The sequence below is a fragment of the Brevundimonas viscosa genome (genome assembly GCF_900116065.1).
In the GTDB taxonomy this organism is placed as follows: Bacteria; Pseudomonadota; Alphaproteobacteria; order Caulobacterales; family Caulobacteraceae; genus Brevundimonas; species Brevundimonas viscosa.
The window spans coordinates 361,893-387,713 of record NZ_FOZV01000001.1 but is presented as its reverse complement, the minus strand read 5'-3'; the positions used below and the strand labels follow the sequence as shown (position 1 = coordinate 387,713).

The 25,821-nt window shown below is 71.8% G+C and carries 21 protein-coding genes; 9 read left to right on the top strand and 12 right to left on the bottom strand.

Translation table 11 applies throughout. The features are described from left to right. Entirely contained in the window at positions 1-2,187 is a 2,187-nt protein-coding gene (locus BM333_RS01865; protein WP_092306700.1) for a prolyl oligopeptidase family serine peptidase, read from the bottom strand. 132 nt (positions 2,188-2,319) lie between these two features. Beyond that, positions 2,320-3,135: a potassium channel family protein gene (locus BM333_RS01860; protein WP_245777109.1), complete on the bottom strand. Its 816-nt coding sequence runs from the start codon at positions 3,133-3,135 to the stop codon at positions 2,320-2,322. Positions 3,136-3,194: 59 nt separating this feature from the next. Here BM333_RS01860 and dapF point away from each other — a divergent pair, with 59 nt between their 5' ends. Continuing rightward, the gene (dapF, locus tag BM333_RS01855; protein ID WP_092306696.1) at positions 3,195-4,025 is read left to right on the top strand and encodes a diaminopimelate epimerase; all 831 of its coding nucleotides are present in this window, start codon (positions 3,195-3,197) and stop codon (positions 4,023-4,025) included. Next, entirely contained in the window at positions 4,022-5,248 is a 1,227-nt protein-coding gene (gene mtaB, locus BM333_RS01850) for a tRNA (N(6)-L-threonylcarbamoyladenosine(37)-C(2))-methylthiotransferase MtaB (protein WP_092306694.1), read from the top strand. Before dapF ends, mtaB begins: the two co-directional genes overlap by 4 nt. 780 nt (positions 5,249-6,028) lie before the next feature. Here mtaB and BM333_RS01845 read toward each other — a convergent pair. Continuing rightward, on the bottom strand, positions 6,029-8,191 hold the full coding sequence (locus BM333_RS01845) for a primosomal protein N' (RefSeq protein WP_092306692.1): 2,163 nt from the start codon (positions 8,189-8,191) through the stop codon (positions 6,029-6,031). A 30-nt stretch (positions 8,192-8,221) separates the two neighbouring features. Here BM333_RS01845 and fsa point away from each other — a divergent pair, with 30 nt between their 5' ends. The 4 genes from fsa (at position 8,222) to BM333_RS01825 (ending at position 11,592) form a co-directional block, all read left to right on the top strand. After that, positions 8,222-8,875, top strand: a complete 654-nt coding sequence (gene fsa, locus BM333_RS01840) for a fructose-6-phosphate aldolase (RefSeq protein ID WP_092306690.1) — start codon at positions 8,222-8,224, stop codon at positions 8,873-8,875. 23 nt (positions 8,876-8,898) lie between these two features. After that, positions 8,899-9,603, top strand: coding sequence for a DUF484 family protein (locus BM333_RS01835; protein ID WP_245777108.1), 705 nt, complete (start codon positions 8,899-8,901; stop codon positions 9,601-9,603). Continuing rightward, entirely contained in the window at positions 9,585-10,514 is a 930-nt protein-coding gene (locus BM333_RS01830; RefSeq protein WP_092306688.1) for a tyrosine recombinase XerC, read from the top strand. Before BM333_RS01835 ends, BM333_RS01830 begins: the two co-directional genes overlap by 19 nt. 85 nt (positions 10,515-10,599) lie before the next feature. After that, on the top strand, positions 10,600-11,592 hold the full coding sequence (locus tag BM333_RS01825) for an aspartyl protease family protein (protein WP_092306686.1): 993 nt from the start codon (positions 10,600-10,602) through the stop codon (positions 11,590-11,592). A 7-nt stretch (positions 11,593-11,599) separates the two neighbouring features. Here BM333_RS01825 and lpdA read toward each other — a convergent pair whose 3' ends face one another. The 4 genes from lpdA to BM333_RS01805 all read right to left on the bottom strand — a co-directional run bounded on the left by lpdA (position 11,600) and on the right by BM333_RS01805 (position 16,290). Continuing rightward, a complete protein-coding gene (lpdA, locus tag BM333_RS01820) occupies positions 11,600-13,009 on the bottom strand; it encodes a dihydrolipoyl dehydrogenase (RefSeq protein WP_092306684.1) in 1,410 nt (469 codons plus the stop codon). An 89-nt stretch (positions 13,010-13,098) separates the two neighbouring features. Then, positions 13,099-13,584, bottom strand: coding sequence for a hypothetical protein (locus BM333_RS01815; RefSeq protein WP_092306682.1), 486 nt, complete (start codon positions 13,582-13,584; stop codon positions 13,099-13,101). 64 nt (positions 13,585-13,648) lie between these two features. Then, positions 13,649-15,448, bottom strand: a complete 1,800-nt coding sequence (locus tag BM333_RS01810) for a PAS domain-containing sensor histidine kinase (RefSeq protein ID WP_092306680.1) — start codon at positions 15,446-15,448, stop codon at positions 13,649-13,651. Positions 15,449-15,591: 143 nt separating this feature from the next. After that, the gene (locus tag BM333_RS01805; protein WP_092306678.1) at positions 15,592-16,290 is read right to left on the bottom strand and encodes a MarC family protein; all 699 of its coding nucleotides are present in this window, start codon (positions 16,288-16,290) and stop codon (positions 15,592-15,594) included. Positions 16,291-16,385: 95 nt separating this feature from the next. Between BM333_RS01805 and pyrF the strand changes: the two genes are divergently transcribed. Further along, positions 16,386-17,102, top strand: coding sequence for an orotidine-5'-phosphate decarboxylase (gene pyrF, locus BM333_RS01800; RefSeq protein ID WP_177221791.1), 717 nt, complete (start codon positions 16,386-16,388; stop codon positions 17,100-17,102). A gap of 2 nt (positions 17,103-17,104) precedes the next feature. Here pyrF and BM333_RS01795 read toward each other — a convergent pair whose 3' ends face one another. The 3 genes from BM333_RS01795 to BM333_RS01785 all read right to left on the bottom strand — a co-directional run bounded on the left by BM333_RS01795 (position 17,105) and on the right by BM333_RS01785 (position 18,769). Further along, positions 17,105-17,875, bottom strand: coding sequence for a hypothetical protein (locus tag BM333_RS01795; protein WP_092306673.1), 771 nt, complete (start codon positions 17,873-17,875; stop codon positions 17,105-17,107). A 123-nt stretch (positions 17,876-17,998) separates the two neighbouring features. Next, a complete protein-coding gene (locus tag BM333_RS01790) occupies positions 17,999-18,478 on the bottom strand; it encodes a hypothetical protein (RefSeq protein ID WP_092306671.1) in 480 nt (159 codons plus the stop codon). A gap of 54 nt (positions 18,479-18,532) precedes the next feature. Continuing rightward, positions 18,533-18,769: a DUF1674 domain-containing protein gene (locus tag BM333_RS01785; RefSeq protein WP_245777107.1), complete on the bottom strand. Its 237-nt coding sequence runs from the start codon at positions 18,767-18,769 to the stop codon at positions 18,533-18,535. A gap of 85 nt (positions 18,770-18,854) precedes the next feature. Here BM333_RS01785 and htpX point away from each other — a divergent pair, with 85 nt between their 5' ends. Then, a complete protein-coding gene (gene htpX, locus BM333_RS01780; RefSeq protein ID WP_092306669.1) occupies positions 18,855-19,808 on the top strand; it encodes a zinc metalloprotease HtpX in 954 nt (317 codons plus the stop codon). On the opposite strand, the gene recQ is transcribed toward htpX, so the two are convergent. After that, positions 19,805-21,682 carry a DNA helicase RecQ gene (recQ, locus tag BM333_RS01775; RefSeq protein ID WP_425425111.1) on the bottom strand — a complete coding sequence of 626 codons (1,878 nt, stop codon included), beginning with the start codon at positions 21,680-21,682 and terminating at the stop codon, positions 19,805-19,807. The genes htpX and recQ overlap by 4 nt on opposite strands. A gap of 82 nt (positions 21,683-21,764) precedes the next feature. Here recQ and BM333_RS01770 point away from each other — a divergent pair, with 82 nt between their 5' ends. Then, a complete protein-coding gene (locus BM333_RS01770; protein ID WP_092306667.1) occupies positions 21,765-24,044 on the top strand; it encodes an NADP-dependent malic enzyme in 2,280 nt (759 codons plus the stop codon). Between the two features lie 4 nt (positions 24,045-24,048). Here the strand turns inward: BM333_RS01770 and BM333_RS01765 are convergent, their stop codons facing one another. Further along, entirely contained in the window at positions 24,049-25,800 is a 1,752-nt protein-coding gene (locus tag BM333_RS01765; RefSeq protein WP_092306664.1) for an AmpG family muropeptide MFS transporter, read from the bottom strand. Positions 25,801-25,821: the final 21 nt, after the last annotated feature.

Here is a 25,821-nt window from a genome sequence, read left to right as displayed (position 1 = left end):
CTATTCCGCTTGCTCCGCCGCCGGCTGATCCATCAGCCGCCGGGTCAGGTAGGTGTACTCCAGCGCCAGCCGCCGGGCGGTCTCGCGCAGGTTGGCGCCGGCCGCGTGGCCGCCGTCGGTGTTCTCGTAGAACAGCACCGGATAGCCCAGCTCCTCCAGCCGCGCCGCCGCCTTGCGGGCGTGGCCCGGATGCACCCGGTCGTCCTTGGTCGAGGTGTGGATGAACACCTCCGGATAGGGCTGGCCGGCGGCCAGCCGCTGGTAGGGGGAGTACTGCTCGATCCACGCCCGCTGCTCGGGGATGTCGGGGTCGCCGTACTCGGCGATCCAGCTCGCCCCGGCCAGCAGCCGGTGGAAGCGCAGCATGTCGAACAGCGGCACCTGGATTACCGCCGCGTTGATCAGGTCCGGGCGCTGGGTCAGCATCGCTCCCATGAACAGCCCGCCCTGCGAGCCGCCCATGATCCCGAGGTGCGGCTGCGAGGTGACGCCGCGGGCGATCAGGTCCTCGGCCACGGCCTGGAAATCCTCGTGCGCCCTTTGCCGGTTCTGCTGCAACGCCGCTTGGTGCCAGCGTGGCCCGAACTCCCCGCCGCCACGGGTGTTGGCCACCACATAGACCCCGCCGCGCTCGAGCCACAGCTTGCCCACCGTCGGCGAATAGCCGGGCAGCAGCGACACCTGGTAGCCCCCGTAGCCGTACAGCAGGGTCGGGTTCGAGCCGTCCAGCGGCATCTCCGCCTTGTGGACCACGAAATACGGGATCATCGTCCCGTCGGCCGAACGGGCCTCGAACTGCTCGACGGTCATCCCCGTGGCGTCGAACTTGGCCGGCAGCTCCTTGACGATGTCGGCCGAGCCGGCGGCCGCATCGGCCAGATACAGGCTCGACGGGTTCAGATAGCCGGCCACGCTGACGAACACCCGGTCGTCCCGCTCGCTGGTCGAGCCGACGCCGACGGTGACGTTCTCGGGCAGGGCCAGCCGCGTCCGCGACCACTCGCCGGCCAGGTCGGGCTCATAGACGTAGACCGCCCCGCGCACGTTCTCGGTCATCGCCACGACCAGCTTGTTGCGGGTGTTCGAGATGCCTTGGATGGCCTCGCGCTCGGTCGGGCGGATGACCAGCTGCGCCGGCGTCGCCGGATCGGCGAGCCAGCGGTCGAGGTCCCAGGCGATGACGTCGCCGGTGCGGAATTCCTGGCCCGAGGGCGCCGTCCAGTCCTGGTCGGTGGTCACCACCAGCTGGCCCTGCACCAGGGCGTTGATGCTCGACTTGGCCGGCAGCTCCAGCTTCGTGGTTGTGCCGTCGGCGTTCAACCGGTGCGTCTCGCCCTCGTAGAAGTTGACGCCGCGGTTGATCAGGGTGGCGCGGATGTTTCCGTCGGCGTCGCGCAGCGCATATCCCGACACCGAGACATCGGTCGGCTGTCCCGTGAACACCGTCTGCGCTTGGTCCAGCGTCTGGCCGCGGCGCAGCACCTTGACGATCATCGGATAGCCCGAGGTCGTCATCGAGCCCGGCCCGAAGTCGCGCGACACCAGCAGGGTGTCGGCGTCGACCCACGAGGCCCCGCCCTTGGATTCCGGCAGCACGAAGCCGCCGTCGACGAAGGTCTTCGTCGTACGGTCGAACTCGCGGATGGTCACCGCGTCCTTGCCGCCGTCGGACAGGGAGACGAGGCAGCGGGTCTCCTCCGGCGGCAGGCAGGTCGCGCCCTTGTAGACCCAGTTCTTGCCTTCGGCCGCGGCCAGGGCGTCGAAGTCGAGGATGGTCTCCCACTCCGGCTCGGCGGAGCGGTAGCTGTCCAGCGTCGTGGTCCGCCACACGCCGCGGACGTGTTCCGCGTCCTGCCAGAAGTTGTCGATCGTGCCGTCGCGGTTGAACCCCGGCGACGGGATGCGGTCGCGCGACTCGACGATCTCCAGCGCCTGCCGGTGCAGGGTGTCGAAGCGGGGATCGCCGCGCAGCACGCCGAGCGAGCGCTCGTTGTGCGCCTCGACCCAGGCCATGGCCCGCTCGCCCTCGATGTCCTCCAGCCAGATGTACGGGTCGGTCGCCTCGGAGCTGGCGAAGCCGCCGGCGGGCGCGGCCGACGAGGCCGGGGACGAAGTCTGGGCCATGGCGACGCTCGACAGGCAGGTGGTGGCGAGAAGCGCGGCGAGCGCGGCGGCGGTGCGGTTCATGCGGAGGTCCCCGACGGAAGGTCGGCCGGCACCTTACCCGGGGGCGGCAGGGCGGCAAGCCGGCCGCGGCGCAGGTTACGGTTTTGTCATCTCGGGCGCGCCGGGCGAGGGCGGAAGGGCGGGTCTGCGCCCTCAGTTTCCCTCGTCCGGAATGCACAGCGTCTCGCCGCAGGCCTTGCAGTGCACCGCGTCCGGGTCGTGCTTCTGGAGGCCGCACACGGGGCAGGGGAAGCGCACCTTGTGCGGCCGGACGAGAGTCTGGGCCAGCCGCACGAACAGGGTGATGCCCGACAGCATGATCACGATCGACAGCACCCGCCCCCAGGCGCCCGGCAGGGTGATGTCGCCGTAGCCGGTCGTGGTCAGGCTGGAGACGGTGAAGTAAAGCGCGTCGAGGTAGCCGTGCACCTCGGTGTGGTAGCCCCGGAAGGTGGTGTAGACGAAGCCGGTGGCCACGAAGACGAAGGTCACCAGCGCCGCCAGCGCCCGGGTGATCTCCTCCACCCGGGTGTCGTCGTACTTCCGCCCTACCGTTCGCCAGAAGAAGTCGGAACTCAGCAGGGTCCACAGGCGCAGCATGCGCAGGAAGCCGAAATTGTAGAGCCAGGCCGGGAACAGCAGGGTGGCGAGGATGAACAGGTCGATCCACGTCGACGGGCGCTTCAGCCAGTCGCGGATGTTGGTCCACGCCAGGGCCCGCGCCGCCATATCGGCGGCGAGGAAGGCGGCCACCAGATAGTCCAACACATAGAAGGCCCAGCCGGCCTCGCGCAGGATCGGGGCGGCGAGGAAGAAGGCGATGATGATGAAGTCGACGACGATCACCGCCAGTCGGAAGCGCACCGCCGCCGGCGAGCCGCCGTGGTAGAGGTAGCGCATGCGGGCGCGCAGGCGCAGGCCTTCCGGCTTGTCCGGCGTCCCGTTCTGCATGGCTTTCGGTCGACCCATGGCGCAGCGATAACGCGCGTCGCTCGCCCGAGGAACCGGCAAACGCTATATCGGCCCGGATGACCCGTCCCTTCCTCAAGATGAACGGCGCCGGCAACGACTTCGTCGTGGTCAATGCGCTGGAGACGCCGTTCACGCCGACGGCGGAGCAGGCGCGCGCCATTGCGGACCGCGCCACAGGCCAGGGCTGCGACCAGCTGATCGCCATCGAGCCGTCCGACCGCGCGGACGCCTTCATGCGGGTGTGGAACGCCGACGGCGGCGTGGTCGAGACCTGCGGCAACGCCCTGCGCTGCGTCGGTCAGGTGCTGATGCAGGCGACCGGAAAGGACCGCGTGATCATCGACACCGCCGCCGGCCCGACGGTCGCCGCGCGCGCCGCCGACGGACAGGTTCGCGTGGATATGGGTCCACCCCGCCTGGGCTGGGACGAGATCCCGCTGGCCGAGGAGATGGACACGCGCGGCATCGAGCTTCAGGTCGGCCCCATCGACGCGCCCTTGGTGCACACGCCCGGCGCCGTCTCCATGGGCAATCCGCACGTGGTCTTCTTCACCGACCGCCTCGACGACGGCTTCGTGCGCGCGACCGGCTCGCTGATCGAACACCACCCGCTGTTCCCCGAGGGGGTCAACGTCGGCTTCGCCCACGTGCTGGCTCCCGACCACATCCGGCTGCGGGTGTGGGAGCGCGGGGCCGGCCTGACCCGGGCCTGCGGCACCGGGGCCTGCGCCGCCCTCGTCGCCTGCGCCCGCCGCGGCCTGACCGGCCGTTCGGCTGCGGTGGACGTCGACGGCGGCCGCCTGTTCATCGACTGGGACGAGGCGACGGGTCACGTCCTGATGACCGGCCCGGTGGAGCTGGAGCGCACCGGCTCCCTCGAGCTGTGAGCCTCGAGGTCCTCACCTTCGGCTGTCGTCTCAACGCGGTGGAGAGCGAGGCCATGCGGGCGCAGGCCGAGGTCGACGGTCTGGCCGACGCCGTGCTGGTCAACACCTGCGCCGTCACCGCCGAGGCGGTGCGTCAGGCGCGGCAGGCCATCCGCCGGGCCCGTCGCGAGCGCCCCGGCGCCCCGATCCTCGTCACCGGCTGCGCCGCCCAGACCGAGCCGCAGACCTTCGCCGCCATGCCCGAGGTGACGCGGGTGATCGGCAACGCCGCCAAGGCCGCCCCGGGCGTCTACCGCCCCGACCCCGCCGCGCCTCGCGCCGCGGTCGGCGACATCTTCCTGACCCCCGCCGCGCCCGCCGCGGCCCGCCCGCTGAAGGACCGGGTTCGCGCCCACGTCGCCGTGCAGACCGGCTGCGACCACCGCTGCACCTTCTGCGTCATCCCTTACGGCCGCGGGAACAGCAGGTCCGTGCCCGCCGGAGCGGTCGTGTCGCAGGTTCGGGACATGGCCGCGCAGGGTGTGAAGGAGGTCGTCCTCACCGGCGTCGACCTGACCAGCTGGGGCGCCGACCTGCCGGGCCGCCCGCCGCTCGGCCGGCTGGTGCGCCGCATCCTGACCCACGTGCCGGAACTGCCCCGCCTGCGCCTGTCGTCGATCGACGCGGCCGAGATCGACGACGAGTTGCTGGCCTGCTTCGCCGCCCACGAGCGGCTGACGCCCTACCTTCACCTGTCGCTGCAGCACGGCGACGACCTGATGCTCAAGCGTATGAAACGCCGCCACCTGCGCGCCGACGCCCTGCGGCTGGTCGAGCGGGTCCGGGCGGCTCGCCCGGACGTCGCCTTCGGCGCCGATCTGATCGCCGGCTTCCCCACCGAGAGCGAGGCGGCCTTCGACAATCTGGTTTCGCTGGTGGAGGCCGCGGATCTCGCCTTCGTCCACGTCTTCCCGTTCAGCTCCCGCCCCGGCACGCCGGCGGCCCGCATGCCCCAGCTGCCCCGGCCGGAGATCAAGGCCCGGGCCGCGGCGCTGCGCGAGGCCGCCGACCGCGCCCTCGTCCGCCACCTCGACCGCCGCCTCGGCGTCGAGGTCGAGGCCCTCGTCGAGAACGGCGGCCTCGCCCGCAGCCCCGACCACACCCCGGTCGCCTTCGCGGGCGACCCGGGCACCCTCGTCCGCCTCGCTCCCGCCGCCCACGACGGTCGCCGCCTGCTCGCTTGACGCCGTCCCCGTTACGGCCGGCATCGTTGGTTCATCACGAAGGACACGAAGGAATCACGAAGAACACCAAGAGAGCGCGACCCTTTCCGCCGCCCGCGGGCCGCAGGCCCGCAATCGGATTCGATGGCGTCGTCCTGCGGCCGCCGCAGATCCAACCGGCCCCTTCGTGTCCTTTGTGATTCCTTCGTGTCCTTCGTGATGAACCCGCGGCGCCAGACCGTCTCCCGGCGCCGGGAGTTAATGTTTAAGTCCCCTATCTCACGCGCATCGCCCCCTGTTTTCTCTCAGAAAACACCGGCAGGCAGCGTCATTTCCCCGCCATGGGAAGAACCGCCCCCACACTGCTCCCATCCCGTCGGTGGGGAGGGCGTCGGATCCACGACCTCGACGACGGCGGGCTGTGGTCGAGCGATGAAGCCGGGGCGAAGGGCAGTCCCGGGGTCCTCGTCGGCAGGGAGTGGATCCTGCCGCTTGCTCGCCGCGCGCCAATGGATTGCGGACTGCTGTCGGCGTCTCAAGAGCGCCGTCATGTCCGCCCCGCGTCGGGCCCGGCAACGGTCCCGGCGGAGATCCGGCTAGGCTCGAATAGCAGGGCCGCCAACCGGAGAGCGCGCGATCCAACGACTGCGCGGGGCGTCAGTCTCGTCGAAACGGTAACCAACTCACAGACCGGGCGAGGCCCGGCGCCCCGCGCCCTTCCCACCCTCACCGCTTCCCTTCGGAAGCGGCGACGCCCCATGCCTTCCCCTCGCCGGGAAGGCGCGAGACGGTCTTTGACAATCAAAGGAAGCTGTACGGATCGACGTCGACGTTCAGCCGCACCGAAGCGGGGATCCTCACCCGACCCAGCCAGGTCCGCAGGAAGGCCTGCAGGTCGACGTCCCGGTCGGCGCGGACCAGCAGACGTTTCCGGCGGCGGCCCCGCACCAGGGCCAACGGCGCGTCGGCGGGCCCGTACACTTCCAGCCGTTCGGCGTTGGGGATGGCCTCGGCCAGATCGCGCGCCGCCTTCTCCACCGCCTGCGGGTTCTCGCTGGACAGGATCAGCGCCGCCAGACGGCCGTGCGGCGGCAGGGCGGCCGCCTCGCGCTCTGCCATCTCGGCCTCGACGAAGGCGTCGCGATCGCCGGCGGCCAGCGCCTGCAGCACCGGATGCTCGGGCGTCCACGTCTGCAGCAGGGCGCGGCCCGGCCGCTCCGCCCGCCCCGCCCGGCCGGTCGCCTGGGTGAGCAGCTGGAAGGTGCGCTCGGCCGCCCGCAGGTCGCCGCCCCTCAGCCCGAGGTCGGCGTCGACCACCCCGACGAGGGTCAGGTGGGGGAAGTTGTGGCCCTTGGCCGCCGCCTGGGTGGCGACGAGGATGTCGATCTCCCCCCCGGCCATGCGCTGGATCAGCTCGCGCGCCGACCGTCCGTCCGGCACGGTGTCCGAGCTGAACACGGCGGTGCGCGCCTCGGGGAACAGCTGGCGCACCTCCTCCTCGACCCGCTCGACGCCGGGCCCCACCGAGACCAGCGAATCCTCCGCCCCGCAGGACGGACACGTCTTCGGCCGCGGCATGGAGAAGCCGGTCAGGTGGCAGACCAGCCGGCCGGTGTAGCGATGCTCGACCAGCCAACTGTCGGTGTCCGGCGCGGTCAGCCGGTGGCCGCACGCCCGGCACAGAACCACGGGGGCGTAGCCGCGCCGGTTGAGGAACAGCAGGGTCTGCTCCCCCTTCAGCAGGGCCTCGCCGATCGCCTCGCGCAGCGGCTGCGACAGCCAGGTCTGCGGATCGGGCGGGCATTCGCGCAGGTCCACCAGGCGGATCTCGGGCAGCACCGCCGCCCCGTGCCGAGCCCCCAGCTTCAGCCAGCCGTAGCGACCGTGCCGCGCGTTCCACAGCGTCTCCAGCGAGGGGGTCGCGGAGGCGAGGACGACGGTCGCCTCCTCGATCCGCGCCCGCGCCACGGCGAGGTCGCGCCCATGGTAGACCAGTCCCTCCTCCTGCTTGAACGAGCCGTCGTGCTCCTCGTCGACGACGATCATCCGCAAGCGGACGAACGGCAGGAACAGGGCCGAGCGGGCCCCGACCACGATGTTGCAGCGCCCGGCCCGCACCGCCTCCCACACCTGCCGCCGGCGCGGCGGGGCGACGCCGGAGTGCCATTCGGCCGGCGCGGCGCCGAAACGGGCGGCGATGCGTTCGATCACCGCCTGGGTCAGGGCGATCTCGGGCAGCAGGATCAGGATCTGGGCCTCGGGATCGGCCTTCAGCGCCCGCGCCGCCGCCTCCAGATACGCCTCCGTCTTGCCCGAGCCGGTGACCCCGTCGAGCAGGAAGGGGGCGAAGCGGCCCGTGGAGATCGCCTCGGCCAGCGCCGTCGCCGCCGCCGCCTGGTCGGGATTCAGCGCCGCCGGGGCATGGTCCGGGTCCGGACGATCGAAGGCCGCGGCCGCCGCGATCTCGACGACCTCCAGCACGCCTTCGTCGACCAGTCCCTTGACCACACCCGCCGAGACGCCAGCAGCGCGGGCCAGCTCGGCCGCCGCAAGGGACCGCTCCCCCAGCGCCTCGAGCGCCGCCGTGCGGGCCGCCGTGGGCCGCGCCGGCGAGCGCTCGCCGACCCGTCGCACCCGTCGCTCGGGACGGGGCCGGGGCGCGCGCAGGCCCTTCAGCGCCGCCGCCGCCATCTCGCCCGGGGCGCTCAGCGTCCAGCGCGCCGCCCATTCGACGAAATCCACGGTCCGGCCGGGCAGGGCCGGCTCGTCCAGCCGCTCGGCCACCGCCTTCAGCCGCCGGTTCGATCCTGTGGTCTCGCGCACCTCCGAGACGATGCCGCGCACCAGCCGCGGCCCCAGGGGCACGGCCGCCTGGTCGCCGCGGGCCAGATCGAGGCCCTCCGGGACCTCGTAGTCGAAAGCCTCGGGCACCGGCAGGGGGATCAGGACGGAGGCGACTTTCACCGGCGGCTCCGAAGGGCTAGAAGCCCGCGCATGAAACTCTTCCTCGACACCGCCGACGTCGCCGTCATCCGGGACATGGTTCCCACCGGAATGGTGGACGGCGTCACCACCAATCCGTCGCTGATCGCCAAGTCGGGCCGGAACATCGCCGAGGTCATCGCCGAGATTTGCGCCCTCGTCGAGGGCCCGATCTCCGCCGAGGCCGTGGCGACCGATTTCGAGACCATGGTCCGGGAAGGCGACAAGCTCGCCGCCATCGCCCCCAACGTGGTGGTCAAGCTGCCCCTGACCTGGGATGGCCTGCGCGCCGCCCGCGCCTTCGCCGACAAGGGCATCCGGACCAACGTCACCCTGTGCTTCTCCGCCGCCCAGGCCATGCTGGCCGCCAAGGCCGGGGCCACCTTCATCTCGCCCTTCGTCGGCCGGCTGGAGGACCACGGCGCCGACGGCGTGGCGCTGCTGGAGGAGATCCGCACCCTCTACGACATCCACGGTTTCGAGACCGAGGTGCTGGCCGCCTCGCTGCGCAACCCCTCGCACGTCTCCGCCGCGGCGCTGGCCGGCGCCGACGCCGCCACCATCCCGGCCGACGTTTTCAAGGCCCTGGTCAAGCACCCGTTAACCGACAAGGGGCTTGATGCCTTCCTGGCGGACTGGGGCAAGACCGGTCAGTCCATCCTGTAAAGCCGCCTCGGGGAGAGGTCTTCGTGAGCGCATCGCCTGACCTCTCCGCCGACGCCCCGGCCGAACCGCACTGGCCGGAGATCCGGGCCTGGCTGCAGGCCAATCCGCAGACCCTGCTCGACGACCGCTCCCTGCTGGAGGAGATCGGCCTGAAGCCGCACGGCCGCAACGTGGTCGACTTCGGCCGCGCCGCCCTGACCCGGCTCGAGGCGGCCGCCGAGCGCGAGGCCGACGCCCGCAAGCGCATCGAGGCCATCGCCCGCGCCAACTTCGCCGCCCAGACCCAGACCCACGTCGCCGCCCTGGACCTGATGGAGGCGCGCAACCTCTCGGACCTCGCCCGCCGCCTCGACGCCGTCGCCCAGGGCCGCTTCGGCCTCGCCGGCGCGGCCGTGGCGCTGGAGAAGCCGGGCCCGGCCCCGTTCGGCTGGAAGGCGCTGGAACCGGGGCGGGTCGACGCCCTGCTCGGCGAGCACGGCCTGGCCTGGCTCGGGCCGCATTTCGACGGGCTCAACCTGTTCGCCGGCGCTGCGGACGAGGTCCGCTCCGTCGCCCTGATCCGCATGACCCCGCACTTCCCGGGCTCGGAGCCCGCCGCCCGCGCCGGCCTGTGCGCCTTCGGCTCGACCGAAGAGGACGGCTTCACCCCGACCATGGGCTGCGAACTGGTCGCCTTCATCGCCCGGGTGGTCGAGCGCACGGCCGAGCGATGGCCGATCCTCAACTGACCGCCGACGAGGCGCTGGCCGCCTGGCTGGCGCACCTCGCCCACGAGCGCCGGCTGTCGCCGCGCACGCTCGAGGCCTACGGCCACATCGGCCGGCTCTACCTCGCCTTCCTCCAGCAGCACCGCGGAGAGGCGCTGCGGCTCGCCGACCTCGGAACGGTGACGGCGGCCGAGGTGCGGGCGCATCTCGCCGCCCGGCGCTCCGGCGACCGCCCGCTGAGCCCTCGCTCGCTCGGCCAGACCCTGTCGGCGATCCGCACCTTCCACGGCTTCCTCGACCGTCGTCTCGGCGTCTCCGCGCCCCAGCTGGCCCTCGTCCGGGGCCCGCGGCCCAGGGCCACCCTGCCGCGGCCGGTCAGCGAGGACCAGGCCCGAGGTTTGCTGCAGGAGACGGAGGCCGACCCGGACGTCGAACCGTGGGAGGCCGCCCGCGACCGGGCCGTGCTGACCCTGCTCTACGGCTGCGGCCTGCGCATCTCGGAAGGCCTGTCGCTGATCCGCGCCGACGCGCCCTTGCCTGAGAGCCTGCGCATCACCGGCAAGGGCGGGAAGACCCGGCTCGTCCCTGTGCTGCCGGCGGTGCGCGAGGCGGTCGACGCCTACCTCGCCCTGCAGCCGTTCCCGCTGGCGCCCGGCGACGCCCTGTTCCGCGCCCGCCGCGGCGGGCCCTTGGGCCCGCGCCAGGTGCAGGCGGCGATGCAGCGGCTGCGCGGCCGCCTCGGCCTGCCCGCCGGCGTCACCCCCCACGCCCTGCGCCACAGCTTCGCCACCCATCTGCTCGGGGCGGGGGCCGACCTGCGCTCGATCCAGCAACTGCTCGGCCACGCCAGCCTGTCGACCACCCAGAAGTACACCGCGGTCGACGCCGCCCGCCTGCTCGACGCCTACGTGGCCGCCCACCCCCGGGCCTGAACGCCGGACTCGCCAGCCGGATCGATCCGCGCTTACAGTGTTCTCCGGAGCGCGCTGGGGGCGGCGTCGCTGGAGTCGAAACCGCATGCGCGGACTGGATCGTCGCCTGCTGCTGGCGGGTCTCGGAGCCGGAGCGGCCGCATCCGCCTGGCCGGCCCGGGCGCAGGATCCCGAGCCGTCCGCCGACGCGGTCCAGCCGGTCCAGCTGCTCGCCAACCTGTTCACCCGCGTCGGCGCCGCCGTGACCATCAACGGACGCGGTCCGTTCGTCTTCGTCATCGACACCGGCGCCGGCGCGACGGCGATCAGCGACACGCTCGCGGCCCAGCTCGAACTGCCGGCGCGGGAGCCCGTGCTGGTGCACGGCATCACCACCGCCACCCGAACCGAAAGCGTCGCCGTCGACCGGCTGTTGCTCAGCGGGCTGAGCTTCCGCGATCTGCGCTGCCCGGTGCTGCCTGCCGCCAACCTGGGCGCCGACGGTCTGCTCGGGCTCGACGTTCTCGGGCGCTTCCGCCTCAGCTTCGACGTGATGCGCCGTTCCGCCAGCCTCACCATTCGTGGCGTGCGCATCCTGATGGGCGGGGCGGACATGACCACCGGCACCCGGCTCCGGCGCGGCGGTCTCCGGTCGGCGCGCGGCCGCTTCGGCCAGCTGATCCTCACCCAGGTCACCGTGGAGGGCGTGCCCACGGCGGCCTTCATCGACAGCGGCGCCCAGTACTCGATCGGCAACACCGCGCTTCAGCGGGCGGTCGCCAGCCTGCGCAACGCCGACGGGCGACTCGCCCGCGTCGTGCCGCTCTATGGCGTCACCGGGCAGAGCCTCTCCGCCGATCTCGCCCGGGTGTCCGACCTTCGTCTCGGCGCCACCCGGCTCGGATCCACGCCGCTGCTCTTCGCAGACCTGCACTGCTTCCGGACCCTCGAGCTGGCCGACCGCCCGGCGCTTCTGATCGGCGCGGACCTGCTCGGGCGGTTCCGGCACGTGGTGCTCGACTTTTCCGACGGCACGGTCAGCTTCGAGGGCCTGCGCCGCCAAACCACCCGCACCATCGAGGACGAGCTGCGGCGCTGACCGGACGTCAGGCCTGCATGGTCCAGCCTTCGACCCCCATCGCCGCCTGGCGGACGGCTTCCGAGCGGGTCGGGTGCGGATGGCAGATGCGGGCGATGTCCTCCGAGGCGCCGCCGAAGGCCATGGCCACGCAGGCCTCGCCGATCATCTCGCCGGCCTGCGGGCCGAGGATGTGGACTCCGAGGATGCGGTCGGTCGCGGCGTCGGCCAGCACCTTCACGAAACCGTCGGTCTCGTGGTTGATCTTGGCCCGGCTGTTGGCGCTGAACGGGAACTTGCCGGTCTTGTAGGCGACGCCCGCCGCCTTCAGCTGTTCCTCGGTCTTGCCGACCCAGGCCACCTCGGGGGCGGTGTAGACGACGCTCGGGACCAGATCATAGTCGACGTGGCCCGCCTTGCCGGCGATCAGCTCGATGGCCGCGACGCCGTCCTCCTCGGCCTTGTGCGCCAGCATCGGGCCGTGGGTCACGTCGCCGATGACCCAGACGCCGCCGGCGTTGGTGCGGAAATGGTCGTTGTCGATGAAGCCGCGCTTGTCCGGCTCGATGCCCACGGTCTCGAGGCCCAGGCCTTCGGTGTAGGGGCGGCGGCCGATGGCGACCAGCACCACGTCGCCCTTCAGGGTCTCGGCCGCGCCGCCGGCCGCCGGTTCGACGGTCAGCTCGACGCCGTCCTTGCCGGACTTCGCGCCGGTGACCTTCGCGCCGAGCCTGAAGCTCATGCCCTGCTTGGTCAGGGCGCGCTGGAAGGCCTTGGCGACGTCGCTGTCCATGCCGGGGGTGATGCGGTCCAGATATTCCACCACCGTCACCTGCGCCCCCAGCCGGCGCCACACCGAGCCCAGCTCCAGCCCGATGATCCCGGCCCCGACCACGATCAGATGCTTCGGCACGGCCGGCAGCGACAGGGCGCCGGTGGAATCCACCACCTTGCCGTCCTCGAAGGCCACGCCCGGCAGCGGCGTCGGCTCCGAGCCGGTGGCGATGACGATGTTCTTCGCCGACAGGGTCGACTTCGAGCCGTCGGCGGCGGTCACCTCGACCTGGCCCGGCCCGGCGATCCGCCCGCGGCCCTTCACCCACTCGACCTTGTTCTTCTTGAACAGGAACTCGATGCCCTTGGTCAGGGCCCCGACGCTGTCCGCCTTCTGGCTCATCATCTGGGCGAGGTTCAGCTTCGGCGCGCCGACCTCGATGCCCAGCTTCGGAAACTCCTTCGCCGCCGCCTCGAACAGCTCCGAGGCGTGCAGCAGAGCCTTCGAGGGCATGCAGCCGACGTTCAGGCAGGTCCCGCCCAAGGTGTCCCGCATCTCGATGCAGGCGACCTTCAGGCCCAGCTGCCCGGCGCGGATGGCGGCGTTGTAGCCGCCGGGCCCGGCGCCGATGATGACGACGTCGTAGGGAGCGGCTTCGGCCATGGCTGTCTCTGGGCTGCGCATAGGGGGAAAGGCGGGCGGAACCTAACGGTCCCGCCGCGCCGGTCAACCGCGCGCGACGCCGCGCTCTTTCAGTAGGCGAACTGACCCGGCAGGCGCTTGCGGCGAATGCGCCGGCCCGCGACGATCACCAACAGGCCGAGCACCAGCAGGCCGCCGATCGTCAGCCACAGCGGGTCGAGCGGCAGGCCCGCCGTTTCACCGGCGGCCGACGCCACGGTCGCCTCGGGCGCGGTGAACAGGTCCGCCGGCGCGCGGCCGTCGATCGCCAGGCGCAGGGCGGCGTCGGCGAGGAAGCCGAGGAAATAGGCCACGGCCGCCTTCGAGCTGCCGGACCCGAGCATCAGGGCCGCCACAACGTAGAGGGCGATGGCGGCGACCAGTAGCGTCCACCACGGGACCACCCCGAACAGCGGCGCGCCGGCCTCGGCCGAGCTGCGCATCGCCTCGGCGTCGGCGGGGGCGCCCGTCCCCAGCAGCGGCGCGATCCACGGCCAGGCGAGCCAGCCGGCATAGGCCAGGACCGCCGTCACGACGACAAACCGAAGCAGTTTCATCACCACACTCCCCTTTCCCTCGTTAACCAACCTACACCGGGATCGGGGAGAGGCGATAGGCGCCTCAGGTCGCGTCAGGCAGGGTGATTGACACCTCGGCGCCCCCGCCCGGCGCGGCGTCGATCGAGAGCGTCCCACCCGACTGGCGGGCGAAGGCGTAGGCCTGCGACAGGCCGAGGCCGGCAGCGCCTTCGCGGGTCGTGAAGAAGGGCTCCAGGGCCCGCGCTGCGAGGTCCCGATCCATCCCGGGGCCGGTGTCCCGTACGCTGAGACGCAGGCCCCCTTCCAGCTGACGCTCGAGACGCACCGCGACGGAGCCGCGACCTTCCACCGCCTCGACGGCGTTCTGCGTCAGCGCCCGCACGGCGCCCTCGAAGGTGACCGGATCGATCCGCGCCATGGCGGGCTGGGCCGGCCCCTCGATCATCAGGTCGATCTCCGGACCGGCCAGGGCGCGGAGGCGGCTTTCCATCCCCCGCAGCAGCACCCCCGCATCGAGGACCTGCGACACAGGCTGGTCGTCGCCCTGGGCGAAGGCCGTCAGCCGCCGCGTCAGGACCTCTCCGCGCTGTCCGGCGGCCAGCGCGGCCTGTCCGAGGCGACGGACGCGCGCCGGGTCGTCCGCCTGCCGCAGCATCATGTCGAGGGCTCCGGTCATGACGCCCAGCAGGGCGTTGAAATCATGGGCGAGACCGCCGGTCAGCCGGCCCACGCTCTCGAGGCGGCGGCCGCCCTGCAGTTCCGCCTCGGCGTCGGCCTGCGCCCGAAGCGCGGCGGCCTGCGCCGCCTCCGCCTGCGCCCGGGCGGCGGCGGCTTCGGCCAACGCCGCGTCGGCCGTTCGGCGGGCGTCCTCGACCGCGGCCTCGAGTTCCGCCACGTCGGGGGACGGGGCGGCGACCGACGACGGCTCGGACGACGCTTCGCCGGAGACGATATCCACAGCCGCAGCCGTCGCTTCCGCCCGCTCGCCGGCCAGCAGCAGGGCGTCCGCCTCGCCGTCCGGAGCGGCGAGGGGCAGCATGGTCCAGCGGATGCGGCCATGAGGTCCGCTGTCCGACACGAAAGGATCGGCGTCTCCCGCAGGCGCGGCGAAGGCGGCGCGAAGCGCCTGACGGCCTTCCGCCCGCTCCTCCTCGGCGAGGAACAGATCTGCGAAGTCGCCCGCCGCCGCGTCGCGGCCGAGAACCGCAAGGGCGGTGCGGTTGGCGTCGCGCACTGCGCCGTCCCGCCCGACCACGACCAGAGCGCTGGAAGCGGCGTCGAACACCCGTCGCACGAGCTCGTCGGTGGGGTCGGCGCTCACCGCCTGCGGCGACGGTTCGGGCGTGCGCAGACCGTCGGCCTCGACGATCGCTGCGGTCGAGCCGGTGATCTCGCCCCATTCGTTCTCGATCGGCATGGCGGTGACCGCGACCAGCATCTTCTTCCGGGTCGCGGGGTTCGCCAGCAGGTGTTGGAAGCCCTTCACCGTCTGGCCCCGGAGGGCCCGCGCGCTGGGCAGCAGGTCGGGCGGGACAGGGCGTCCGTCGGGGAAGGTGATGCCCCACGTGGCGGAGTGGAAGCGCAGGCCGATCAGCTCGGCGTCGCGCCGGCCGAGCAACTGGTGGGCGGCGCGGTTGGCGAACACGAACTTGCCCTGCTTGTCGGTCTCCACGAGCGCCACCGGAATTGCATTCAGCGTCTCGAACAGCCGCTTCTGGGAGTCTTCGGCGACCCGCTGCACCAGATCCAGTTGTCCGGTGGCGTCGACGTGCCGGGAGCGGTTCTTCCACGCCAGCCACAGGGCTGTCAGGCCCACCAGCCAGCCGGCGGCCGCCAGACCTCCCAGAACCCACTCCCAGTTGATCTGGCCCTCGAGAAACATCCGACCTGACTGTCCCGTTCTGGCGCCCCGCGCCCCCGTGCGAAGGACATCCTGCAAGGGGCGAACCGGTCACCCCCGCTTTCGCCCCTCGCGCGACCTGCCGTGCGGCCCCGGCTCGCGTCCAGTGCGACCCGGCGACGCGCTCAGTGCCCGCCGGACGGGTACGGCGTGGTGGCGATCGAGCTGAACATGCCCGGGATGGCCTCGGCCAGTCCCGCCAGGATGAACTGGATCGCCAGGGCGCAGAGGATCAGGCCGAGCACCCGGACCACGATGGCCATGCCGACGTCCCCGAGAATCCGGCTGATCGGCCCGGTCAGCGAGAAGCAGACGAAGGACACCAGACCGGCGGCCGTGATGGCGACCAGCGAGGCCACCGTCGCGGCGGGTCCGATGCGCTCGGCCTCGCCGGCTTGGATGATGACCGCCGAGATGGCTCCGGGGCCGATCATCAGCGGGATGGCGAAGGGCACGATCAGGCGCTGGAAGCGCCGCTTGGCGTAGCCCCTGACGTCGCCCGCATCCGCCACGGCGTCGGCGTCGGCGAACATCTTGAGGAAGTCCTCGCGGGCCATGTCCAGACCGAGGAACAGCAGCAGGATGCCGCCGGCGATGCGGAAGGCGGCCAGCGAGATGCCGAAGAACTGCAGCAGCCCCAGGCCGGTGAAGAAGAAGAAGCCGAGGAACAGGACCGCAAACAGGCAGATCAGGGCCGAGACCGAGATCCGCTGCCGCAGGGTGGCCCCCGCCGTGGCGGCGGCGAAGATCGGCAGGTTGCCGATCGGGTCGACCAGCGCGAACAGGGCCACGAACAGGTTGACCCCCAGATCGACCGCGTCCATGTCCTGACCTCGCCCCCAATTCAGCTGCGCCCATAAGGGCCGAGGCGCGTCCGCGCGTCCACCCCAAAGGCGAATGGAGACCGCCGATGACGCCCGTGACCGCCGACCCGCGCCTGATCGTCGGCCTCGACCTGCCGTCGATCGACGCCGCCCGCGAGATGGTCGAGCGGCTCGACAGGGCGGTCAGCGCCTACAAGATCGGCCTGACCCTGCTGGCGCGGCCCGGCGGGGTGGCTTTCGCCCACGAGCTCCGCGCCCGGGGCAAGACGGTGTTCCAGGACTGGAAGCTCCACGACATCGGCGCCCAGGTCGAAGGCGCCGCCCGCGCCGTCGCCGAGGGCGGCTGCGACCTTCTCACCGTGCACGCCGAGCCGCAGGTGATGCGCGGCGCTGTCCGGGGGCGGGACGCCGCCGGCTCCGACACGAAGCTCCTCGCGGTGACGGTGCTGACCAGCCTGTCCGACGCCGACCTGACGGAGATCGGCTACGGGGCCGGTGCGGCGGACCTCGTCGCGCGACGCGTGCGACAGGCGCTGGACTGCGGCATGGACGGCGTGGTCTCCAGTCCGCTGGAGGCGGAGAAGGTCCGCGCGATGGCCGTCTCCGCCGGCCGGCCCGGTTTCCTCGTGGTCACGCCGGGGGTCCGGCCTGTCGGGGCCGAGCTCGGCGATCAGCAACGGGTGGCGACCCCGGAGGCCGCCCTGCGCGCCGGAGCCAGCCACCTGGTCGTGGCCCGCCCCGTCGTCGCGGCCGCAGACCCCCGGCTGGCGGCTGCGGCGATCACAGCCTCGATCAGCGGCGTTTCCGTCTGACGTCAGCCGCGTTCGCCGGGCTCCTGACGGTACTGTTGCCGCGGCGGATGGCTGCGACGCGGACGATCCGGCCGGTGCGAGCGCGGACGCTCGTGCCGGGGCGGTTCGTAGCGCGGCGGCTCCGGCAGGTAGGGCGGCGGGTAGGGCGCCGGCGGCCGATCGCCATCGCAGCCGCAACCTCCGCGCCGGTCGTAGCCCTCGACCCGATAGCCTTCCTCCCACGCGCCGTAGGCCTCGGAGGATTCGTAGGTCTCAAGGGATTCGTAGGCGGTGGATTCGCGTCGCGCGCTGTAGCCGTAGCGGCCCCCGCGGTCGTGGTCCTCGAAGCGGTAACCGCACCATGAAGGCCGGAGTTCGTCGCGCCCGAAGCCGGTGACGACGTAGCCGAACGGCGCCGAGGGGCAGGCCGGGCCCAGCGTCTCGATCGGTCCGTAGTACACGGGCCCGCCGACGTAGCCGCCGAAGTCTCCCCCGTAGCCGCCGCCGACGTAGACGACCCCGCCCCCGGCATGGCCCCGTCGGACCGTCCCGACATCGAAGGTCCGGGCGCTGACGAAGGAGCGCGCGGAGGCAGCGGCGACGGCGCGGGCGCTCGCATTGGCGTTGAGGTTGACGTTGATGTTGGCGCCGCCGTGGCAGCAGGGCGCCGGCGGTGGAGGCGGAGGCCGGTGACCGCACCCGCCGCCGCAACCGCCGCGAGGGTCGCCCGCGAAGGCCGACCCGGCGAAGAGCACGAGGAAGGCGGCGCCGGCCGCGGCGGTGAGCGTACGCATGTCACGGACTCCGTTTCAGGAGCCGTTATCCGCCTCTCGCTCCGGAAGGCGCGGCCTTGCACCGAGGGCGGGAGACGCCGGCGCAGGTTTCGCCTCTCAGCGTCCAAATTGACCGCGCCGAGCTCAGCGGTCGTAGAGGTACACGTCGCCGCAGTCGCAGCCGCGACGTCCGTCGGCCCGCCAGCCGCGCCGGGCCGAGGGGTGACGGTCGTCGTCGTAGCCCCATTCGTCGCGGTAGCCCGGCCACGGCCGTTCGGTCCCGCGGCCGGTCGGCCCGCGGTAGCCGCCGTGCCGTCGCCAGTCATGCCCGTAAGCGCGGCCGTAGCCGTAGCCCGGGCCGTAGCTGTAACCGTGGCCCGGGGCGCGGCCCGGCACGAAGACCCGCGGGCGCTCGTGGCGGCCGTCAGCCCAGCGACCGGTCCCGACATAGGCGCGGGTTTCCACCTCGGACAGCGGAGTCCCGCCGACCGGCCGGCCCCAGGCGTCGAGATAGACGGGCTGTCCCCAGGACGGCGCGAAACTCTGGGCCCGGGCGGCGCCCGCCGGGTCCAGCAACGCCAAGGCGAGGGCGGCCAGGCCGGCTGCGGTGAGCGAACGGTTCATCGGCGAGCTCCTGGAAACGGACAGGGTTAACGCCGTTCGCCCGCCTTCGTTCGCTCAGAAGTCGACGGCCAGTCCCTTCTTCTCCCAGTCGCCGTAGCGCGTCGGCTCCGGACCGCGCGGGCCGCCGTGCTCGACCGGCAGGGGCGCGCGCCCGGCCGCCGCCCGCCGCTCGGCGGCCTCCAGCAGCGCGCGGCGCGCGGCGTCGCTCAACGGTCGCTCGGGCGTGGCGTGCGGCACGTCGGGGTTCAGGCGCGCCGCAGGCGGTTCGGTCGGGGTGGGATGATCGGTCACAGCGTCCTCCGCTTGAGCCGCAGCGTTGTGAATCACAAATTGGGCCTTCGCCAGCCCGGCGCCAGTGCTTTCGACCCGAGCGACGATGAACCACCTGAAGACTTTCGCCCTTCTCGCCGTCCTGACCGCCCTGTTCATGGGGATCGGCTACATGATCGGGCGGGTGCCCGGCATGCTGATCGCCCTTCTGTTCGCGGGCGGCATGAACCTGTTCAGCTACTGGAACGCCGACAAGATCGTGCTGCGCATGTACCGCGCCCAGCCGGTCGACGAGAGGCATCCGAACGCGGTTGTCCGCACCTATGTCGCCGACGTTCTGCAGATGGCCCGCGACGCCGGCCTGCCGCGGCCGAAGATCGCCATAATCCCAAGCGATCAGCCCAACGCCTTCGCCACCGGCCGAAATCCGGAGAACGCCGCTGTCTGCGCCACCACCGGCCTGCTCGACATGCTGACGCGCGAGGAGGTTCGCGGGGTGATGGCGCACGAGCTGGCGCACGTGAAGAACCGCGACACCCTGACCATGACGGTGACCGCGACCATCGCCGGCGCCATCGCGGCGCTCGCCAATTTCGCGCTGTTCTTCGGCGGCGGCGACGACCGCGAGCGGCCGGGCGGGCTGATCGGAACGCTGGCGCTGATGATCCTGGCCCCGATGGCCGCCGGCCTGGTGCAGATGGCGATCAGCCGGACGCGGGAATACGACGCCGACCGGGTCGGGGCCGAGATCGCCCGCGATCCGCACGCCCTGGCCTCCGCCCTGCAGAAGATCGAGGCCTACGCCAGGCGGATCCACAACCCGACCGCCGAGCGCAATCCGGCCTCGGGCCAGCTGTTCATCATCAATCCGCTGGCGGGGCGCGGCGCCGACAACCTGTTCTCGACCCATCCGAACACCGGAAACCGGGTGCGGGCGCTGACGGAACTGGCGATGAAGATGGGCGGCGGCGCACGTCCCGCTCCGTCCCCCGCGGCCCCGACCTTCGCCGCGGCCACCTCGGTCCCGAGCGCCGGCCACCCCCGCGGCCCCTGGGGCTAGGCGGCGGTCGAGAGCGCCGCGAGAACGGCCTTGCCGTAGCGGTCCAGCTTGGTCTGTCCGACGCCGGGGATGTGGCCGAGCGCGTCGAGCGTGCCGGGCTCGGCCATCGCGATCTCCAGCAAGGTCCGGTCCTGGAAGATGACGTAGGGCGGCACGCGCTGTTCGACCGCCCGTTCGCGGCGCCAGGCGCGCAGCGCCTCGAAGCGGGCGCGGACGTCGGCGTCGAGGGTCTCCAGCGCGGCGTTGCGGCCGGTGCGGGCGCGCGGGGCCGAGACCCGCGCCGGCGTCAGGCGCACCTCCACGGTCCGCTCGCCGCGATAGACGGCGCGCACCGCGGACGGGTCGCCCAGCCTCACCAGCGGCTTGCCTTCGTTCGGGTCCTCGACCAGCAGTCCCTCGAACATCAGGTGGTCGAGCACGTCGCGCCAGGTGTGCAGCGGGGCCTCGGCGCCGATCCCCCAGGTCGACAGCGCCGTCTCCCACGGCTGGACGTCCCTGGTCTTGCCCAGCAGGTGATCGATCACCCGACCACGGCCGAAGCGTTCACCCAGCCGCTGCACCGCGGCCAGCGCCTTCTGGGCGTGGACGGTGGCGTCGAACATGGCCGGCGGGTCCTGGCAGATGTCGCAGACGCCGCACGGTTGCGCCTCCGCCTCGCCGAAGTAGCGGCGCACCGCCTGCGGGCGGCAGACGGCCCCGTCCAGCATGGCGAACAGCTGGCGCACCTTGCGCACCTGCGCCGCCTTGACCTCCTCGGCCATCGGCCGCCCCTCGAGCCGGCGCAGGCTCCAGGCGATATCCGACGGGCCGTAGAGGGTGATCCCTTCCGCCGTTTCGCCGTCCCGACCGGCGCGGCCGATCTCCTGCCAGTAGGTCTCCAGCGAGCCCGGCGGGTCGGCGTGGATGACGAAGCGCACATCGGCCTTGTCGACCCCCATGCCGAAGGCGATGGTCGCCACCATCACCGCCCCGTCCTCGGCCAGGAACCGCTCGAGCCGCCGGTCGCGTTCGCGGGCGTCCATACCGGCGTGGTAGGCGATGGCGTTGGTCCCGGCCTCCTGCAGCGCCTGCGCCACCCGCTCGCAGCCGTCGCGGCTGCCGCAATAAACCACACCGGACTTGCCGCGCCGCTCGCGCACCAGGGCGATCACCGCCGCGTCGGTCTTCGCGCGCGAGCCGCTCTCCTTGCGCACCGCCGAAAGCTGCAGGTTCGGCCGGGCGAAGCTGTCGACCAGCACCTCCGCCCCCTCCAGCCGCAGCGAGCGGACGATGTCCTCGCGCGTGCGGGCGTCGGCGGTGGCCGTCACCGCGATGCGAGGCGTGCCCGGAAAGACCTCGGCCAGTCGCCCGAGGGTGCGGTAGTCGGGGCGGAAGTCGTGGCCCCACTGGCTGACGCAGTGCGCCTCGTCGATGGCGATGAGGCTGAGCGGCAGCTCGGCCAGACGGTCCAGCATGGCGCCGGAGGCGAGCCCTTCCGGCGAGACGTAGAGCAGGTCCAGGTCGCCGGCCCGCGCGGCGCGCCAGATGGCCGAGCGATCCTCGAGCGAGACGCCGGAGTCGAGCCGGGCCGCGCGCACGCCCTGCTGCTTCAGCGCCTCGACCTGGTCCGTCATCAGGGCGATCAGCGGCGAGATCACCAGGCCGAGGCCGGGTCGCAGGAGGGCGGGAACCTGGTAGCAGACCGACTTGCCGCCGCCGGTGGGCAGCACCGCCAGCACGTCGCGGCCGGCGAGCACCTCCGCCACGACCGCCGCCTGCAGTCCGCGGAAGTCGGGGTGGCCCCAGACCCGCTCCAGCGTCGCCCGCGCCTCGGCCAGGGTCGGCTGCGGCGGGGCGAGGGTCGAGTCGGCGAACATGCGGGCCTTGTGCCTCATTTGTTCCCGGGTGTCAGCCGCTGGCCGGTTGTCCCCCTTCGCGGCGGGCACTAGGAACGGAGCCGAACCCCCGGATACCCGCATGCCCGACATCACCGACAAGCAGACCTTCTCCGACGACGACGCCCGCGACTTCCACCGCGTGCCGACGCCGGGAAAGATCTCCATGGCTCCGACCAAGCCGATGGCGACCCAGCGCGACCTGTCGCTGGCCTATTCGCCGGGCGTGGCCGTGCCGGTGCTCGACATCGCCGTCGATCCCGACAAGGCCTATGACTTCACCTCCAAGGGCAACCTGGTGGCGGTGATCTCGAACGGCACCGCCATCCTCGGGCTCGGCAACCTCGGCCACATGGCGTCCAAGCCGGTGATGGAAGGCAAGTCGGTGCTGTTCAAGCGCTTCGCCGACGTCGACAGCTTCGACATCGAGGTCAAGACCACCGATCCGGCCGAGTTCATCACCGTGGTGAAGAACATCGGCGACACTTGGGGCGGCATCAATCTGGAGGACATCAAGTCCCCGGAATGCTTCGAGATCGAGAGCCAGCTCCAGGACCTGCTCGACATCCCGGTCTTCCATGACGACCAGCACGGCACGGCGATCATCTCCACCGCCGGCCTGATCAACGCCTGCGAGATCGCGGGCAAGAAGCTCGAGGACATCAAGGTCGTGCTCAGCGGCGCCGGGGCGGCCGGCCTGTCGTCGATCGGTCTGATGAAGGCCGCCGGGGTGCGCCACGAGAACACGGTCATCGTCGACCGCGACGGGGTCGTCTATCGCGGCCGTCCGGGCGTCGACCAGTGGAAGGCGGCCCACGCCACCGATACGCCGCTCCGGACCCTGGCCGAGGCCATGGTCGGCGCCGACGTCGTCATCGGCCTGTCGGCCAAGGGCGCCATCACGAAGGAGATGGTCGCCTCCATGGCGCCCAATCCGATCATCTTCGCCATGGCCAATCCGGACCCCGAGATCACCCCGGAGGACGTGCAGTCGGTCCGCTCCGACGCCATCATCGCCACGGGCCGGTCGGACTATCCCAACCAGGTCAACAATGTGCTGGCCTTCCCCTACCTGTTCCGCGGCGCGCTGGACGTGCGCGCCCGGCAGGTCAACCACGAGATGAAGGTCGCCTGCGCCCAGGCCCTGGCCGCCCTGGCCCGCGAGGACGTGCCCGACGAGGTCGCCGCCGCCTATCGGGGTCGCAAGCTGAGGTTCGGCCGCGACTACATCATCCCGACGCCGTTCGATCCGCGGCTGATCTGGTACATCCCGCCCTTCGTGGCGAAGGCCGCCATGGACACCGGCGTGGCGCGCAAGCCGATCGAGGACATGGACGCCTACCGCGCCTCGCTGCGTCGCCGCCTCGACCCTTCGGCCGCCCTGATGCAGAACATCTCGGCCGCGGTGCGCGCCGCCCCGAACAAGCGGGTGGTCTTCGCGGAGGGCGAGGAGACCTCGGTGATCCGCGCCGCCTGGGCCTTCAAGCAGGCCGAGCTCGGCACGCCGATCCTGATCGGCCGCGAGGAGCTGATCCGCCAGAACGCCGCCGAGGCCGGGCTGAACTTCGACGACCTCGGCATGGAGATCGTCAACGCCCGGGTCTCCGAGCACAACGCCGAATACACCGACTGGCTGTACGAGCGCCTGCAGCGTCGCGGTTACCTGCGCCGCGACGTGCAGCGGATGATCAACCAGGACCGCAACTATTTCGCCGCTACGATGTGCGCGCGCGGCGACGCGGACTGCATGGTCACCGGCGTGACCCGCAACTTCAACATGGCCCTGCGCGAGGTGCGTCGGGTTCTGGACGTGAAGGAGCGGATGATCGGCCTGTCGGTGCTGCTCGCAAAGGGGCGGACCCTGTTCGTCGCCGACACCTCGATCCACGAGCTGCCGAACGCCGCCGAGCTGGCCGAGATCGCGGTGCAGGCCGCCGAAACGGTGCGCAAGCTGGGCAAGACGCCGCGCGTCGCCTTCCTCAGCTACTCAAGCTTCGGCAACCCGCCCGGCGACCGCGCCGAGAAGGTGCGCGAGGCGATCCGCATCCTCGACCAGCGCGGCGTCAGCTTCGAATACGAGGGCGAGATGCCGCCGGAGCTGGCCCTCGATCCCGACGCCCGGGCCGCCTATCCGTTCATGCGCCTGACCGGCCACGCCAATGTGCTGGTCATGCCGGCGATCCACTCGGCGGCGATCTCCACCCGACTGGTGCAGGCCCTGGGCGGCGCCACGGTGATCGGCCCGCTGCTGGTCGGGCTGGAGAAGTCGGTGCAGATCGTCTCGTTGGGGGCCTCGGTCAACGAGATCCTCACCGCCGCCACCTTCGCCGCCTACGAGGAGGGCGCGGCGGCGGACGAGTGAGGGATCAGGAGGGCCGGGCCTCGGTCGCTTCGGCGTCCAGCTCCCCCTTGCGGGCCTCGGCCCGGGCGTCGATCTCCGGCTGGCGCCGGGCGATCATGAAGGCGAGCGCGATGGCGATCACCCCGATCACCACCGAATAGACGAAGAAGGTGGCATAGCCGGCGCCCAGCGATACCGGAGCCACCCCGGCGATCTCGGCGCCCTTCGCCAACGCCCCCTCGGGCAGGCCGGCGAACATCGGGCGGAACAGGGCTGTGAAGCCACCGGCCTCGGCCATGCGGGCCGAGCCTTCGACGATACGCCCGCTCTGCGAGGCGATGATCTTGCCGAAGATGGCGTAGAGCGAGCTGAACAGGGCGTACTGGGTGGCGGTGAAGCCCGCCGCCGTCAGGCTGGACATGTAGACGATCAGCGCCGTGCCCGCGAAACCGGTCGCGAAATTGTCGATGGTGATCGCCCCGTACAGCGCCGCCATGCTCGCGCCCTGGGTGGCCAGCCAGATGAAAACGAGGTTCGACAGCGGGCTGGCGAAGACGCCGATGACCATGGTCCGCAGGATGCCGAGCCGGCTGACCGCCCACGCGCCGGCCGAGATGCCGGCCAGCGACGCCACCACGCCGTAGACCTTTCGCACCTCGGCGATCTGGGTCAGCGAGAAGCCCAGGTCGATGTAGAACGGGTTCATCAGGTTGAGGACGAAGTCCGACAGCCGGTACATGCAGATCAGAGCGAGGATCAGCAGGCCGAACCTGACCCCGAACCGGCCGAAGAACTCCCCCAGCGGCTGGCCGTACGCGCGCCGCAGATAGACCCCGGGCCGGGTCGGGGCGCCCGGGAGGGGCACGCAGGCGAGGGCGATCAGCCCGAGGCCGGCGATGACCGCCGGAAACTGGATAAAGATGCCGGTCTCCCGGGCCTCCCAAGTCGCCTTGAACGCTTCGGCGGCCTCCGCGGACTGGCCGAACCAGCCCATGACCGCGTTCAGGAAGGTCGCATTGGCGGCGAGGCCGGATCCCGCCAGCAGGGCTCCCAGCAGGATCAGCAGCAGTCGCCCAATCCATTCGGCCGTCTCCAGCGCCGGCCGGGCGGCCATGTCTTCCGTGTAGCGAAGCGGCGGGCGGGCGGCCTTCTCGCGCGGGGCCAGAAGGGTGGCGCCGACCGCGATGATCATGCAGCCAGCCATGATGGCATAGGAGAAGTTCCAGCCGTAGTGGTCCGCCAGCACCAGCGGCAGGGCGCCGGAGGTAATCATGGCGATGCGGTAGCCCCATTGGTACGCCGCGGCCATGGTGCCGTAGAAGGTCTCGTCGACCACCTCGATGCGCCAGGCGTCGATGGCCACGTCCTGGGTGGCGCCGAAGAAGCCGACCATCACCGCCAGCAGCGCGACCTGGCCCAGATTGAGGGCGGGGTCGGAGCCGGCGATCAGCCAGAGTCCGAGCACGATCAGCACCTGCATCAGCGCCATCCACGAGCGGCGCTGGCCGAGAAGCGGCTCCAGGAAGGGAATCTTCACCCGGTCGACGACCGGCGCCCAGACGAACTTCAGCGCATAGGACAGGGTGGCCAGGGCGAAGACGCCGATGGTTTGCAGCGACAGTTCGGACTGGCGCAGCCAGGCGGACAGCGTGTCGAAGATCAGGAAGAAGGGCAGGCCCGCACCCGCGCCCAGAAACAGCATCACCAGCACGCGCCGGTCGCGCAGCGACTTGATGAAGTCCCAGGTCGTCTGCTTCTTCGCGGCGGCTTCAGCCATGGACGCGTCCCTTGGCGGCGA